The organism is Sphingobium sp., from assembly GCF_036170395.1.
Lineage (GTDB): Bacteria > Pseudomonadota > Alphaproteobacteria > Sphingomonadales > Sphingomonadaceae > Sphingobium.
Genome location: NZ_JAVHPD010000053.1, coordinates 1 through 13893 on the forward strand (window position 1 = coordinate 1; position 13893 = coordinate 13893).

8 protein-coding genes, 1 tRNA gene, 2 pseudogenes and 1 other annotated feature are annotated in these 13893 nt (G+C 66.1%); of the genes and pseudogenes, 7 read left to right on the top strand and 4 right to left on the bottom strand.

Annotated elements, in window-relative coordinates; translation table 11 throughout:
* Nucleotides 1-100: 100 nt before the first annotated feature.
* The 4 genes and pseudogenes from V2B31_RS13775 to V2B31_RS13790 all read left to right on the top strand — a co-directional run.
* Nucleotides 101-346: pseudogene (locus tag V2B31_RS13775) on the top strand (transposase); the annotation flags it as partial.
* 343 nt (nucleotides 347-689) lie between these two features.
* A complete protein-coding gene (locus tag V2B31_RS13780; protein WP_328279454.1) occupies nucleotides 690-1520 on the top strand; it encodes a 23S rRNA (adenine(2030)-N(6))-methyltransferase RlmJ in 831 nt (276 codons plus the stop codon).
* A gap of 118 nt (nucleotides 1521-1638) precedes the next feature.
* A complete protein-coding gene (locus V2B31_RS13785) occupies nucleotides 1639-1959 on the top strand; it encodes a hypothetical protein (protein ID WP_328279456.1) in 321 nt (106 codons plus the stop codon).
* A gap of 110 nt (nucleotides 1960-2069) precedes the next feature.
* Nucleotides 2070-2585 (top strand): annotated as a pseudogene (locus tag V2B31_RS13790) (IS3 family transposase); the annotation flags it as partial.
* Nucleotides 2374-2493, top strand: a sequence feature (AL1L pseudoknot). It overlaps the preceding pseudogene by 120 nt.
* Nucleotides 2586-2673: 88 nt before the next feature.
* On the opposite strand, the gene V2B31_RS13795 reads toward V2B31_RS13790, so the two are convergent.
* Together V2B31_RS13795 and recJ are read right to left on the bottom strand one after the other, a co-directional pair.
* Nucleotides 2674-2748, bottom strand: a tRNA-Glu gene (locus tag V2B31_RS13795).
* A 104-nt stretch (nucleotides 2749-2852) separates the two neighbouring features.
* A complete protein-coding gene (gene recJ, locus V2B31_RS13800) occupies nucleotides 2853-4619 on the bottom strand; it encodes a single-stranded-DNA-specific exonuclease RecJ (RefSeq protein WP_328279458.1) in 1767 nt (588 codons plus the stop codon).
* 140 nt (nucleotides 4620-4759) lie between these two features.
* Here recJ and V2B31_RS13805 point away from each other — a divergent pair, with 140 nt between their 5' ends.
* Together V2B31_RS13805 and V2B31_RS13810 are read left to right on the top strand one after the other, a co-directional pair.
* Nucleotides 4760-6862, top strand: coding sequence for an autotransporter assembly complex protein TamA (locus V2B31_RS13805; protein ID WP_328279461.1), 2103 nt, complete (start codon nucleotides 4760-4762; stop codon nucleotides 6860-6862).
* A complete protein-coding gene (locus V2B31_RS13810) occupies nucleotides 6862-11070 on the top strand; it encodes a translocation/assembly module TamB domain-containing protein (protein ID WP_328279465.1) in 4209 nt (1402 codons plus the stop codon). The genes V2B31_RS13805 and V2B31_RS13810 overlap by 1 nt, the downstream gene beginning before the upstream one ends.
* 9 nt (nucleotides 11071-11079) lie before the next feature.
* On the opposite strand, the gene V2B31_RS13815 is transcribed toward V2B31_RS13810, so the two are convergent.
* Nucleotides 11080-11859, bottom strand: coding sequence for a transglutaminase-like domain-containing protein (locus V2B31_RS13815; RefSeq protein ID WP_328279467.1), 780 nt, complete (start codon nucleotides 11857-11859; stop codon nucleotides 11080-11082).
* Nucleotides 11860-12093: 234 nt separating this feature from the next.
* Between V2B31_RS13815 and V2B31_RS13820 the strand changes: the two genes are divergently transcribed.
* On the top strand, nucleotides 12094-13395 hold the full coding sequence (locus tag V2B31_RS13820) for a methyltransferase family protein (RefSeq protein WP_328279469.1): 1302 nt from the start codon (nucleotides 12094-12096) through the stop codon (nucleotides 13393-13395).
* Here V2B31_RS13820 and V2B31_RS13825 read toward each other — a convergent pair.
* Nucleotides 13396-13893, bottom strand: a 498-nt coding sequence (locus tag V2B31_RS13825) for a glutamate-cysteine ligase family protein (RefSeq protein WP_328279471.1), incomplete at its 5' end; no start/stop codon positions are given.

The window sequence follows — 13893 nt, forward strand, 5'->3', positions numbered from 1 at the left end:
CTTTTAGACGCCGATCACCCCGCTAACGGGGTTCTTTTTGCACGCCGATTCACACTCCAGATCCTTCATCCGACGCACCTGGTCGATCTTCAGGCCGCCATATGATAGCAACGCCATCCGCGAAGCTGCTGCGGCAAGAGACGTCTGGGCGAACATTCCCAATCGATCTAACCGCAAGCAGCGCTTCCCCTTCTCCCCATGGCTCTACAAACAACGGAATCTCGTCGAGCGATTCTTCAATTGTATCAAGCAGTTCCGCGGCATCGCCACCCGCTATGACAAAGACCCGGCCAACTTCCTCGCCGCCATCAAGCTCATCTGTGTCCGCCTCTGGTGCAACGCGTAATGAGTCTACGCACTAGCGCATGGCTGGTCTGGAAGCCGGTCAAAGCCCAATCGGCGAACGACGGATTTTGGCGGGACCAGAAGTTGACCGGCTGGGCAGCGAACGACCAGAGCTGGTCGACAGCTGCCGGAAAAGCGGACCGTCGGTTGCTGGGGATCGAAAATCGAGGGCTAAACGACGACAAAGGGTCGTCCATTTCCGCCTGAACCTACGCGCGTTGCAAATCGGCTGCTTTGTCTGGCGCGCGTCTTCCGCGCTCAGCAATACTAGCGCGGCCACAGCTTCGCTTTGCAGAAGGGCGGGCCGATCGTGTAAAGCCGATCACCCGAATTTCTGAGTTACAATGAATTACCGCCATTCCTTCCATGCTGGCAACAGCGCCGACGTCGTGAAGCACAGCCTCCTGATAGCCCTGGTGCGCGCCTTGCAGCAGAAAGAGGGTGGGCTGACCCTGATCGACACCCATGCCGGCTGCGGGCTGTATGACCTTGGCAGCGACGACGCCCAACGCACCGACGAGGCCGCCGGGGGCGTGCTGCGAGCTTTTGCGAACACGAATACCTTGCTGGACTCCTACCGCGCCGCCGTGCAGGCGGTGAATGTCGGCTGCGAACCTCACCTCTACCCCGGTTCGCCGACGATTCTGACGCAGCTTTTGCGCCCGCAGGATGTCCTGATCCTCAATGAAAAGCACCCGAAGGACGTTCACGTCCTGCGCGGCGTGATGCGGGGCTCCAGCGCGGCCATACATCAACGCGACGCTTACGAACTTTGGTTGGCTCTGCTGCCGCCGCGCGCCGGGCGCGGCGTCGTTGTAGTCGACCCGCCCTACGAGCAGACGGACGAGCGGGCTCGCATCACGTCCACGCTGGCCGCCGCTCACCGCAAATGGGCGCATGGCGTGACGATGATCTGGTTTCCCCTGAAAGACCGCGCGACGCATCAGCGGTGGAAGGAGCAACTGCGCAAGCTCGGCATTCCGAAACTGCTGCGGGTGGAACATTGGCTGTACGATAGCGAGCAACCCGGCATCTACAATGGTGCCGGCCTCTTCATCGTCAACCCGCCCTACGCCTTCACGCAGACATTGCCGCCGCTATTAGAAGCATTGCGCGACGCCCTGGCACCAGAAGGCCATAAGGGCATGATCATATCGGATTGGGTGAGCGCTTAGGACAAGCCCTCGTCCGGAACCGGCATTGCTTCGCGGCCCCCCGTTGGCCACTGACGGCGTCGAAAAATCCTGCGGCGGCATGGATGGAGTGAAGCTGCCGGCATACTAAAGGAGTGACATGGTTCAAGCATCCGGCCGCAGCGGGACTGTCGAGATCGACGGTTCCAAATTTGATTGGGAACTGCTGAGCGAGCCTCAATTATCCTCTTCCGAAGGCTGGAAGGGCATGACTGTCTCCTTGCGCCAGAGAGACATGCCACGCGCAGCTGTCCTAGAATTTCCACCCCCCAAGCGCCTGATGAAAGGACTGCCCAAGGGGCGTTTGCACATCAACGATGCGATTGCGTCGCGCGGGGTGCGGGCAGCATTATCGGCAGGATGGGATCCTGCGTCGCGGGGCAAATCTGCGGTTTTCATGGTTGATGCCAACGGCGACTGAGGGGCGTCGATCGGGCCCCATCATCGAAGATTCTAATGGAGGCGGTCGGAAGGCCCCTGAACCGCCCCGGGATTGCCGGAGGCCCTAACTCCTGAGAGGAAAGGGCTACGATGAGCAAGACGACGAACAAGTTTGCCCCTGAGGTGCGTGAGCGGGCAGTCCGCCTGGTGCTGGACCAGGAAGGCGAGCATCCATCCCGCTGGGCAGCGATCACCTCCATTGCTGCCATGATCGGTTGTTCCGGCCACACGCTCCTGGAGTGGGTGAAGAAGGCCGAGGTGAACAGCGGCAAGCGTGCCGGCGTTTCGACCGAACTGGCAGATCGCCTCAAGGCACTAGAACGCGAGAACCGCGAGCTGCGGCACGCTAACGAGATCCTGCACAAGCCTGTCCTGAGCCTGCCGAAGGGGCCTCTGCATATTTTGCCCAGGCGGAGCTCGACCGCCCGTTCAAGCGATGACCAGCTTCATTGATGAGCATCGGGGTGAGTATGGGAGGCGATGAAGCTCGAGGTTCGGCGCGTATTCGATGCCAACTTCAAGGTCTACGGCGTACCCAAAGTGTGGCGGCAGATGCAGCGCGAGGGCTTCGATATTGCCCGCTGCACGGTGGAACGCCCGCGCCGCCTCTTTAAACGGTGGTAGGCATTCGCTGACGTCCGCCAACGGATATTTGATGCTTAGAGCCAAATGCCGACTAAGTGCTTGAGATATATGGTGACCCCTACGGGAATCGAACCCGTGTTTCAGCCGTGAAAGGGCCGCGTCCTAACCGCTAGACGAAGGGGCCACTGGGCGCGCCGCCAATCGGGCAGCGTGCTGAAGCGAGGGCGCAATTACGGGGAGACGGGGACAGGGTCAACCCCTTGGCGTCAAGAAAATCGACGCCTCCGCTCAGTCGGCCCAGGCGGCGTCCTCCAGATGCAGTTCGGCAGCGGGGCGGCTGCCCCAATCGTCGATCTTGGCCTTGCCCGCAACCCAGAGCCGCCGGTCGCGCGGCGCGCCCAAGATCGCCTGGCCGAGATCGGTTTCCGCTTGGCGGAAGGCGATGGTCTTGATCGACCGGCCATCCTCTCCGCTCATGATCGCGCGCAGATGGCCGTTGCCCACCACGTCGGCCTTTATCACCCGCATCGGCCCGGCGGCGATCAGCGGAGCGGGCCAGCCCGCGCCATAGGGGCCGCCCTGCTCGATCGCGGCGACGAAATCGGGATTGACCCCGGCGGGCGCGAGCACCGCGTCGATCAGCAACGCACGGTCGTCGCGCGCTTTCGCAACCGGCGCGGACAGGCGATCGTCCAGATAGTCCGCGAGCGCGTCGATCCGGTCGGCGGCGACCGTCAGCCCCGCCGCCATGGCGTGCCCGCCGCCCGCGACCAGCAAGCCGCTGTCCTTGGCCGCCAGCACCGCCGCTCCCAGGTCCACGCCAGAGATCGATCGCCCCGACCCCTTGCCGACGCCCGTCTCATCCAGCGCGATGACGATGGCGGGCCGCCCGGCCTTCTCCTTGATCCGCCCGGCGACGATGCCAATGACGCCGGGGTGCCAGCCCGGCCCCGCGATCACCGCCACCGCGCGGTTGCCTTGCGCCGCCAGCAGCGCCTCAGCCTGCTCCTGCACCGTCGCCTCAATCGCGCGGCGTTCCTCATTATAGTGGTCGAGTTGCGCGGCGATGCGCGCCGCCTCCACCGGATCGTCGGTCGTCAGCAGGCGGACGCCCAGGTCTGCCTGCCCCACCCTGCCCCCGGCATTGATGCGCGGCCCGAGCGCGAAGCCCAGGTCGTGACAGAGCGGCGCACGGGTCAGCCGCGCGGCGTCGATCAGCGCGGCAAGGCCGATGTTGCGCCGCTTGGCCATTACTTTCAGCCCCTGCGCCACGAAGGCGCGGTTCAGCCCCTTCAATTGCGCGACATCCGCCACCGTTCCCAGCGCAACGATGTCGAGCAGTTCCATCAGCGCCGGTTCGGCCCGGTTCGCGAACCAGCCGCGCACCCGCAGCACCCGCACGAGTGCCGCGCCCAGCAGGAAGGCGACGCCGACCGCAGCCAGATGACCGTGGCAGGCAGCATCGGGATGTTCGTCCAGCCGGTTGGGGTTCACCAGCGCGAAGGCCTCGGGCAACTGGCTCGCGCATTTATGATGATCGACCACGACCACGTCGACCCCGGTGGCCCGCGCCATGCTGAGCGCCTCGAACGCCTGAGCGCCGCAATCGACCGTGACGATCAGGGTCGCGCCCTCCCCCGCAAGCCGCACCAGCGCTTCGCCCGACGGACCATAGCCCTCCATCAGCCGGTCGGGGATATAGGGTTTCGCGTGCAGCCCCAGATCGCGCAGCAGCCGGATCAGCAGCGCCGCGCTGGTCGCGCCGTCGACGTCGTAATCGCCGAAGATGCGGACATCCTCGCCGGCTTGCACCGCGTCGGCCAGCCGCTCGGCGGCCGCGTCCATGTCCCTAAAAAGGCTGGGGTCGGGCATGAAGCCCCGGATCGTGGGGTTGCGATGCGCTTCCACCGCCTCGCGCGCGCAGCCCCGCGCCAGCAATAGCTGGGTCACAAGATCGTCGGGCAGATAAGCGGGATCGCGCCCGTCCGCCCCGCCGCCGCGCCAGCGCCACGGCTGCCCGCTGATCGACCGGGAAATGTTGAGCGCGAAGGTCATGATGCTGCTCTAGCGCCCCGTGAGTCGCGAGGGAAGCGCGGCAAATCATGTCGCAGGTGGAACCGCCGCAACCCCTTGGGCGTATTGGCCCTTCGCCGGGCCATAAGATAAGCGCGGCGCGAAAGGGGCAGCGCGGCGCAATGACGGGACCACAGGCATCTCATGTCCGGTGCATGGCGGCCCTGTTTTTACTGAGCGCGTCGCCACTGCCCCTGCTGGCGCAGACGGCGATGCCACCCGCCCCCGATGCTGCCGCCGAAGACCCGATCCTGCCCGACGACCAGTTCGAAGCGCGCCTGCCCAAGGTGGAAGGCACCGATCCCAACGCGCCGCTGCCCTCGATCGACAGCTGGATAGACCAGCAGATGCCGCAGCAAACGGCCGTCCCGGCCGATCTGCCGCCAGCGATCGAACCGGCCGAGGAGCAGGAACTCGCCCAGCCGTTGCCGCCGCTCGACAGCGTGACCGTGCCCGCCAATGTCGCTGCGGACGACGATCCCAATGCGACGCCGCCGGAAGTCCGCTACGCCACCACCATCGACGGCTTCGGCAAGACGGGACTGGAGGACGAGTTTCGCGGCGAATCCGCTCTGATCGACGGCGAGGGCCGCGCCGAGACCGCCGTGATGGTGCAGCAGCGCGCCGACGAGGACGAGAAGCTGGCGGTGCGCCTGCTCTATTCCGAAGGCTATTATGACGCGACCGCGCTTGCCAGCCTCGATCAGAGCGGCAACGGACAGCTAACGGCGGTCATCTCGGTGACGCCGGGCAAACGCTACAAGATCGGCGCCATCGTCATCACCGCCGATCCCACCGTCCCGCCGACGCTGATCCGCGACAGCCTGCCGCTCAAGACCGGCGACTATATCGTCGCCGCCACGGTCGAAAGCGCCGAGGCCAATGTCGGCGTGCGGCTGCCCGAAAACGGCTATCCCTTCGCCAAGGTGGGGCAGCGCGACATATTGCTCGATCCCGCAACCGTGACCGGCGACTATACGCTGCCGGTCGAGGTCGGCCCGCGCGGCACCTTCCGCAGGATCACAACGTCGGGCGAGAAACAGGCTTTCGGCGCGGATCATATGGAGGTCATCAAGCGCTACAAGCCCGGCGAACTTTATGACAGCCGCAAGGTCGACGATCTCCGCAAGGCGCTGGTCGCGACGGGCCTCTTCTCCAGCGTCGCGGTCGATCCGGTGCGGACGGGCGAGCCGGGGCCGGACGGCACCGAATATGTCGATCTCCATGTCGAGCAGGAGGCGGGACCGGCGCGCACGCTCGCGGCCGAAGGCGGCTATGGCACCGGCCAGGGCTTCCGCGCGGAGGGCACATGGACCCATCGCAACCTCTTCCCGCCCGAAGGCGCGCTGATCCTGGGCGCGATCGCGGGGACGCAGGAACAGGGCGCGTCGGCCACCTTCCGCCGCTCCAACGCGGGCAAGCGCGACAAGACCTTCCAGACCGGCATCACGCTCAATCACCAGAATTACGACGCCTATGAAGCCTTCACCGCCGGCGTGAACATCGGCTGGTCGCGCCAGTCCACGCCGATCTTCCAGAAGCGCTGGACCTACAGCTACGGCGCGGAGATTTTGGGGACCAACGAGCAGGTCGTGATCGACCCCGCGACCGGGGACAAGACGCGGCGGACCTATTTCATCGCCGGCCTGCCGGTACAGATCGGCTATGACCAGTCGAACGACCTGCTGAACCCCACGCGCGGCTTCCGCGCCAATCTGCGCGCCGAGCCCGAAGGATCGCTCCAAGGCAAATTCTCGCCCTATCTGCGCGCGACCTTCGACCTCAGCGGCTATTATCCGGTCATGGACAGCCTGGTGATCGCCGGCCGGGTGCGCCTCGGCACGATCAGCGGGGTCGATCTGGACGATGTGGCGCCCTCCCGCCGCATCTATGCCGGCGGCGGCGGATCGGTGCGGGGCTTCGGCTATCAGGAACTGGGGCCGAAGGACGTGAACAACGATCCGATCGGCGGCCGCTCGGTCAATGAATTCGCGGTCGAGGGGCGCTACCGCTTCGGCAATTATGGCGTGGTCGCCTTTGTCGATGGCGGGCAGGTCTATGACAGCCAAATCCCCAAATTCAGCAATATGCGCTACGGCGTGGGCCTGGGCGGGCGGTTCTACACCAATTTCGGCCCGTTCCGCGCCGACATCGCCATGCCGATAAACCGGCAACCGGGCGAATCCAAATTCGCCATCTATATCGGCATCGGGCAGGCATTCTGATGGCGCAGGACGACAACATCCCCCCTTCAGACGTCGTGGTGATCCGGCAAGGCCGGCCGCTGTGGCAGAAGATCGCGATCGGCCTCGTCGGCCTGACCGTCGCGCTCGTCCTGCTGGTCGCCGGGCTGCTGCTCGGACTCAATACGCAGCAAGGCAAGCGCTTCCTGATCGGCCAGATCGCCGCGCTCCAGCTCGAATCGGGCATGAAGATCGAGGTCGGACGGATCGACGGATCGATCTACGGCGACATGGTGATCCACGACCTCGTCCTGCGCGATCCCAAGGGCGTGTTCGCGGTCTCGCCGCGAGTCCACGTCGTGTGGAAGCCGTTCCGCTACGTCAACAACCACCTGTCGGTCAGTCTGCTGGAAAGCCCACTGATCGTGCTCGCCCGCAGCCCGCAGTTCAACGCAACGCCAAGCGACCCGAACGCGCCGATCCTGCCCGATCTCGACATTGACGTCGACCGAATGAAGATCGCCCGCTTCGTGCTGGCGCGGCCGGTGATCGGGCAGAAGCGCGAGATCGCGATCGACGGCGTGACTCACATCGCCGATGGTCGCGCCCAATTATCCGCCAGCGCGGTGGTGGACAGCGGCGATCGGTTGCAGGCGAAGCTGGACGCCGTGCCGGCGCAGAACCGCCTCGCCATGAGCGGCACGCTGACCGCGCCCAAAGGCGGGGTGATCGCCGCCATGTCGGGCCTGACCGATGGCGTCACCGCGACGCTGGATGGCAAGGGCACATGGCAGGCATGGGACGGGCGGCTGATCGCGCGCTCACCCAAGGGCGAACTGGCGAACCTGGCGCTGGCGGCGCGCGACGGCAATTTCGCGGTCAAAGGCCCGGTGCGGCCGGGGCTGGTCTTTGCCGGCACGGTCGATCGGCTGGCCGGGCCGCAGCTCGACGTCGATCTGCTTGCCGGCCTCAACGAACGGCGCGTAAACCTGAAGGGAACGTTGCGCTCACCCGCGCTAGCCGCCGATGCGCAGGGGCTGGTGGACCTGGGGACGAGCCGCTTCAGCGCGCTACGCATCAACGCGGCGCTGCTGACCCCCGGCGCGATCATGGAGAAGGTGAAGGGGCGCGATGTGCGCGCTTCGGTCATTCTCGACGGGCCGATGGCAACCCCCTTCATCGATTATGACCTGACCGCCAAATATCTGGCTTTCGACGCAACCGGCATCGAGAATCTAAAGGCCAGCGGCCGGGCGGTCATCGACACAGACCGCATCCGCGTCCCGGTCAACGCCACGGCCAGCCGGGTGACTGGCCTCAATGCGGCGGCGGGCGGTCTGCTCAATAATTTGCGGGTGAAGGGCGACTTCGCCTATGCCAGCGGCAAGCTCATCAGCGACAATCTCAAGATCGACAGCGACCGGGTGGATGCGACCGCCATCGTCCTCGCCGATCTCGACAACGCCCTCTATCGCGGGGCGCTCAAAGGTCGCGTCAACGACTATAGGATTGATGGCGTCGGCATCGTCAACCTGAACACCGATGTCGAACTGGTGCCGGGACCGCGCGGTGGCTTCGGCCTGTCGGGCCGCTTCGGCGTCCGCACCGCCCGCTGGGAAAACGCGTCCGTTCGCGACTTCCTCGGCGGCAACGCCGTAGCGACCGGCCGCATCGGCATGACACCCGAAGGCAAGTTCACCCTAGCTGGCCTCAAGGGCGCCGCCCCCAATTTCACCATCCATTCAGGATCGGGCAGCTATGACACCAACGGGCAGATCGCGTTCGACGCGACCGCCTCCTCCCGGCAATATGGCCCGCTCGCACTGACGGTGCGCGGCACGATGGAGCGACCGCAGGCGGTGCTGCGCGCGGCACGGCCCAATGTCGGGGTGCCGCTCACCGATGTCGTCGCGAAACTCAACGGCGAGGCGGGCGGCTATCGGCTGGAGGCGACGGGCGGGTCGCCTTATGGCCCCTTCTTCGCCAATGTCCTTATCCGCACGGCGCAGGGGCCGCTGACGATCGACGTGGCGCGCGCGCGCTTCGCCGGGATCGACATGAACGGCCGCATCCAGCATAGCGCCGCCGGCCCCTTCACCGGGCAGCTCGCCATGAACGGCTCCGGCATCACGGGGCAGCTGCGGCTGGCGGCAGTGGGCAAGGCGCAGGGCGTCGATCTCAACGCCACCGCCACCAACGCGAAACTGCCGGGCGATGCCGATGTCGTCATCGGCCGCGCGATCGTCACCGCGTCGATGGTCCTAACCGACCAGCCGCAAATCCGCGCCGACGCACAGATCGCCAACGCCGCCTATGGCGACTATGTCGTGCGGAAGGCGCGCGGGCGGATAGACTATCAGGGCGGGCGCGGGCGGGCGCAACTGGTTGCCGACGGATCGAGCGGGGTGCCCTTCTCGATCGCCGCCAACGCCGCGCTGCGCCCGAACCTCTATGCCGTGGCTTTGCAGGGCCGGGCGGCGAATATCGACTTCCGCCTGGGCCGCCCCGCCATCATCCGTATCGAGCAGGGCGGCTATCGCCTTGAACCCGCGACCCTGGTGCTGCCGCAGGGCAAGGTCGATCTGGCCGGCCGCTTCGGCGGGACGACCGCATTGCAGGCGCGGTTCAAGGATTTCGACCTCGCTATCGTCAACATCGCCGCGCCGGGCCTCGGCATCACCGGCCGCGCGACCGGCACGCTCGATTACGCGCAGCAAGGGAGCACCTTCCCCACCGCGACCACCCGCCTTGCGATCAACGACTTTCGCCGCTCCAGCCTGACCGCCGTGTCCGATCCGGTATCGATGAGCGTCGAAGGGAAGCTGTCCTCGGCCGGCGGCGACATGCGCGGGTTGATCCGGCGCGGCAATGCGACGCTAGGCCGTTTCGTCGCCACGCTCGCGCCGCCTGGTGCTGGCGCAAGCTGGGCCGAACAGTTGCAGAATGCGCCGCTGGGCGGCGGCATCCGCTATGCCGGGCCGGCCGACGTGCTCTTCTCCTTCGCGGGCCTCGCCGACCAGCAGCTGACCGGCGGCCTCGCCGTGGCGGCGGACTTCGGCGGGCGGCTGGCCGATCCGCGCCTCAACGGCGTGGTCCGCGCCAATGCGCTCACCTACGAGAATGAGACGTTCGGCACGCGGGTGACGCAGATGCGGCTGGACGGGCGTTTCACCAACGACCGGCTGGACATCCGCGACTTTGCCGGTCGCGCGGGCGACGGCACGGTGCAGGCGTCGGGCACGGTCGGGCTCGCGGCGGACAGCGGTTTCCCCATGGACATCGCGGTGAAGCTCGATCGCGCCCGGCTCGCCCGCAGCGAGGCGATCACCAGCGTCGTCAGCGGCACGATGAACATCACCAACGGCGCACAGGCGGGCGGGCTCATCCGGGGCGACCTGTCGCTACCCGAAACCCGCTATCGCGTCGCCTGGCAGGGCGGCACCGAGATCCGCCAGCTTACCGGCATCCGGCGCAAGGGCGACAATAGCGATCCGCTGGCCGCGCGCACCGCCGCGCGTCAGGCGGCGGCTCGCCCGGCCGACTGGAAGCTCGACATCCGCGTGCGCGCCGACAACGAGATTTACGTGACCGGCATGGGTCTCGATTCCGAATGGAAAACCAATATGCGCGTCACCGGCACGACCGCCGCGCCGCGCGTGATCGGCCGGATCGAAGTCATACGCGGCCGCTACAGCTTCTCCGGGCACCAGTTCGACCTGGAACAGGGCATCATCAACTTCAATGGGCCGATGATGAACCCGACGCTCCAGATCAAGGCGCAGACCCGGATCGACACGGTCACCGCCGGCATCCAGGTGACCGGCAGCGCGCAGCAGCCCGATATCGCCTTCATCTCCACGCCCACCTTGCCGCAGGACGAGATATTGGCGCGCATCCTATTTGGCGACAATGTCGCCAACCTCTCGGCGGTGCAGGCGGTGCAGCTCGCGGCCGCGCTCAATGGCCTTCGCGGCGGCAGCGGCGGTCTCAATCCCATGGGCAAGCTGCAAGGCGCGTCGGGCATCGATCGGATCGGCATCGTCGGGGGCGACGAGGCGACCGGGCGCGGCACATCGCTCGCGGTGGGGCAGCATATCTCCAACAATATCTATGTGGAGGTCATCACCGACTCCAAGGGCTTCACCGCGACCCAGCTGGAGATCGCCCTGTCGAAGGCATTGAGCCTGCTATCGCGGACGGGCACCAATGCCGGGTCGTCGGCGAACCTGCGCTATTCGAAGGATTATTGACGGCGCGGGTCAGACCCGCGTCACATTGATCGCCTGCGCGTTCATCGTCGCGCCGCCGAAGATCGTCATAAAGGCGATGTCGGTGGCGTCGCGACCCACGGCGATGCGGACCATCGTTTCCACCGGCGCAAGGCCGGTCGCGTCGACGATATGCCAGGCGCCGTCCAGCCACACTTCCACCACCGCATGGAAATCGGGCGGATCGAGACCCAGCGCATACACCGATACCAGCCGCGCAGGGATATCGCGCGACCGGATCAGCGCGGCGGTCAAATGCGCATAGTCGCGGCACACGCCCTGCTGGGCAACGAACGTATCGGCGGCCGTGGTGGCGACGTTGGAACTGCCCGGCGCATAGACGAGATTGGCGTGCACCCACTCGACCAGCGCCTTTACCAGCGCGCCGCCGTCCAGATCGGGGAAGTGGCCGCACACGAAGCTGACGAAGCGGTCGGCCTCGCAATAGCGGCTGGGCCAGATGAAGGGCAGCACCTCCTCGGGCAGGCTGGGGAGCGGGCTGCGCGGCAGCGCCGCGATATCGACGGGCGCGCGATCGACGTCCACCGTCGCGCGATAGGTGCTGACCATCCGCCCAGTCCCTGTGCGGGTCCAGGTGCGCCGGCCCACGCCGCTGCCCCCGCGTTTGTTGGTCAATGGCCCGGCATTGTCGATGATGTGCGACTGGGCAATAACCTGCTGGTCCGGCAGCGAGGCCGCCTCCACCGCCAGCAGCACATCGGTCGGCTCGGCAAAGTCATAGTCGAGGATCGCTTCAATCGCGACGCGCATGAGGCAGGGGTTCCGCGTGTCAGAGGGGCGGGCCGATTCGGCCGGTGCGCTTAGCATCGGGAGGATGCAGGAGCAGCGCAAGGGGGCCGGCGGGCCTTGAACGCGACCAAATCTTGGAAGAGCGACCTGCTGCCCGATCAGGCAACCTCCCGATGATATCGTCTCTTGGCGGGCAGCCTTCTCTGAAGGCCGCCCTTCACCGCTTGCTTACCATTTTCCGCTAAGCCGCCTGCCATGCGCAAGGCCGATCCCTGTCCCCCCTCCGCCGTCAGCCATGGCGTTGGTATCGCCGGGCTGGCGGGGCTGGCGGTCTGGACGCTGATTGCGCGCCATTTCGGCATGAGCGGCCCCAATGCCGGGCTGGCGGCGGTTGTGGCCTGCGGGCTGCCGATGGTGCTCTGGTCGCTGGTGGTGGACAAGGTGCACCGCCGCGTGTCGACCGGCATCGATTGGCGCGGGCCGGCGCGCCCCTTGCGCGCCGCGCTCGACATCAGCCTCGTCAAGATCGCGGGGCTATGGGCGACCTGGCTTGCCATCGCCATCTTCTATTGCATCGCGCGTTGGTATTGGAGCGGCAATTACCGCTTTTCGATGGACCTGTTCATCGCGGCCGCGCCCTGGCTGCTGGCGGCATCTGTCCCCTATGTGATCTGGATCGACCGGCGGCTGGTCGAGCCGCGCGACGCCTCCTATCATTTCGGCCAGTGGGTGATCGGCGGCGCGGCGGGCGCGCCCGATATGGAGCAAGTGTGGCACCATGCCCGCGCCTGGGCGGTCAAGGGCTTTTTCCTCGCCTTCATGGTGTCGATCGTGCCGGGCAATTTCGCCAGCGTGGTCGAATGGCGATGGAGCGACGCGATCGCCAATCCGGTAGCGCTGGCCGGATTCCTCGTGGCGATCATGTTCATGGTCGATGTCTGCATCGCCACGGTCGGCTATATGCTGACCTTCAAGCCGCTCGATTCGCACATCCGCACCGCCAATCCCTATTTGAGCGGCTGGGTCGCGGCGCTGATCTGCTACCCGCCCTTCGTGCTGATGGGCGGCGGCGGGCCGCTCGACTATCATGCCGGCGGCGCGGAATGGGATGTGTGGACGCAAGGGTCGACGACCCTGCAATGGATATTGGGCGGCTGGCTGGTGCTGCTGACCGGCATCTACGCCTGGGCGACGGTCGCGTTCGGCATCCGCTTTTCCAATCTCACCCATCGCGGCATATTGACCCATGGTCCTTATCGCTGGAGCCGGCACCCGGCCTATCTGTCGAAGAATCTCTTCTGGTGGTTTTCCTCGCTGCCCTTCCTGACCGTCACCGGGTCGATGACCGACATGGTGCGCAACTGCGCGATGCTGGCCCTCACCAACGCGGTCTATTATTGGCGTGCGAAGACCGAGGAGCAGCATCTGTCCGCCGATCCCGATTACCGGACCTACAGCGAGTGGATGGAGCGCAATGCGCCGGTCCCGCGGTTCTTCGCTTGGGTGATCGGCCGCAAGCGGGCGGCGGCGCGGCTGGACGCCCAACCGGCCGAGTAGCTAAAAACTCTCTTCCGCATAGACCCGGCTTAGGTCTCCGGCCCATGTCCCATGATAGCGGTCGAGCAGCCGTTCGGCGTTGGTCTTGCCGGACGCCGCGACCTCTTCGAGGAAACCGAGATAGCCCGTCTCATTGTCGCCCGCGCCGTTGAGGCGCGCGCGCGAGGCAAGGCCGGAACGGGCGATCGCCACGACTTCGCTCGCGATATCGCGCAGCTTGCGGCCGCCGCCGATCGGCGCGTCGAGCCCCAGCTTCGGCACGGAGTCGCGCAAGACCTGCCGCTCCTCCATGGTCCAGTCCTTGACTACATCCCACGCGGCGTCGAGCGCGCCTTGGTCGTAGAGCAGGCCGACCCAGAGCGCAGGCAGCGCGCAGATGCGGTTCCACGGGCCACCGTCCGCGCCGCGCATTTCGAGGAAGCTCTTCATCCGCACTTCGGGGAAGGCGGTGGAGAGATGATCCTCCCAATCCTTCTCGGTCGGCTTCTCGCCCGGCAG

Excerpts from the sequence above, each read along its gene's own strand:
- V2B31_RS13780 (WP_328279454.1), top strand. The coding sequence starts at position 690 with ATGAATTACCGCCATTCCTTCCATGCTGGCAACAGCGCCGACGTCGTG.
- V2B31_RS13785 (WP_328279456.1), top strand. The coding sequence starts at position 1,639 with ATGGTTCAAGCATCCGGCCGCAGCGGGACTGTCGAGATCGACGGTTCC.
- recJ (WP_328279458.1), bottom strand. The coding sequence starts at position 4,619 with ATGACCTTCGCGCTCAACATTTCCCGGTCGATCAGCGGGCAGCCGTGG.
- V2B31_RS13805 (WP_328279461.1), top strand. The coding sequence starts at position 4,760 with ATGACGGGACCACAGGCATCTCATGTCCGGTGCATGGCGGCCCTGTTT.
- V2B31_RS13810 (WP_328279465.1), top strand. The coding sequence starts at position 6,862 with ATGGCGCAGGACGACAACATCCCCCCTTCAGACGTCGTGGTGATCCGG.
- V2B31_RS13815 (WP_328279467.1), bottom strand. The coding sequence starts at position 11,859 with ATGCGCGTCGCGATTGAAGCGATCCTCGACTATGACTTTGCCGAGCCG.
- V2B31_RS13820 (WP_328279469.1), top strand. The coding sequence starts at position 12,094 with ATGCGCAAGGCCGATCCCTGTCCCCCCTCCGCCGTCAGCCATGGCGTT.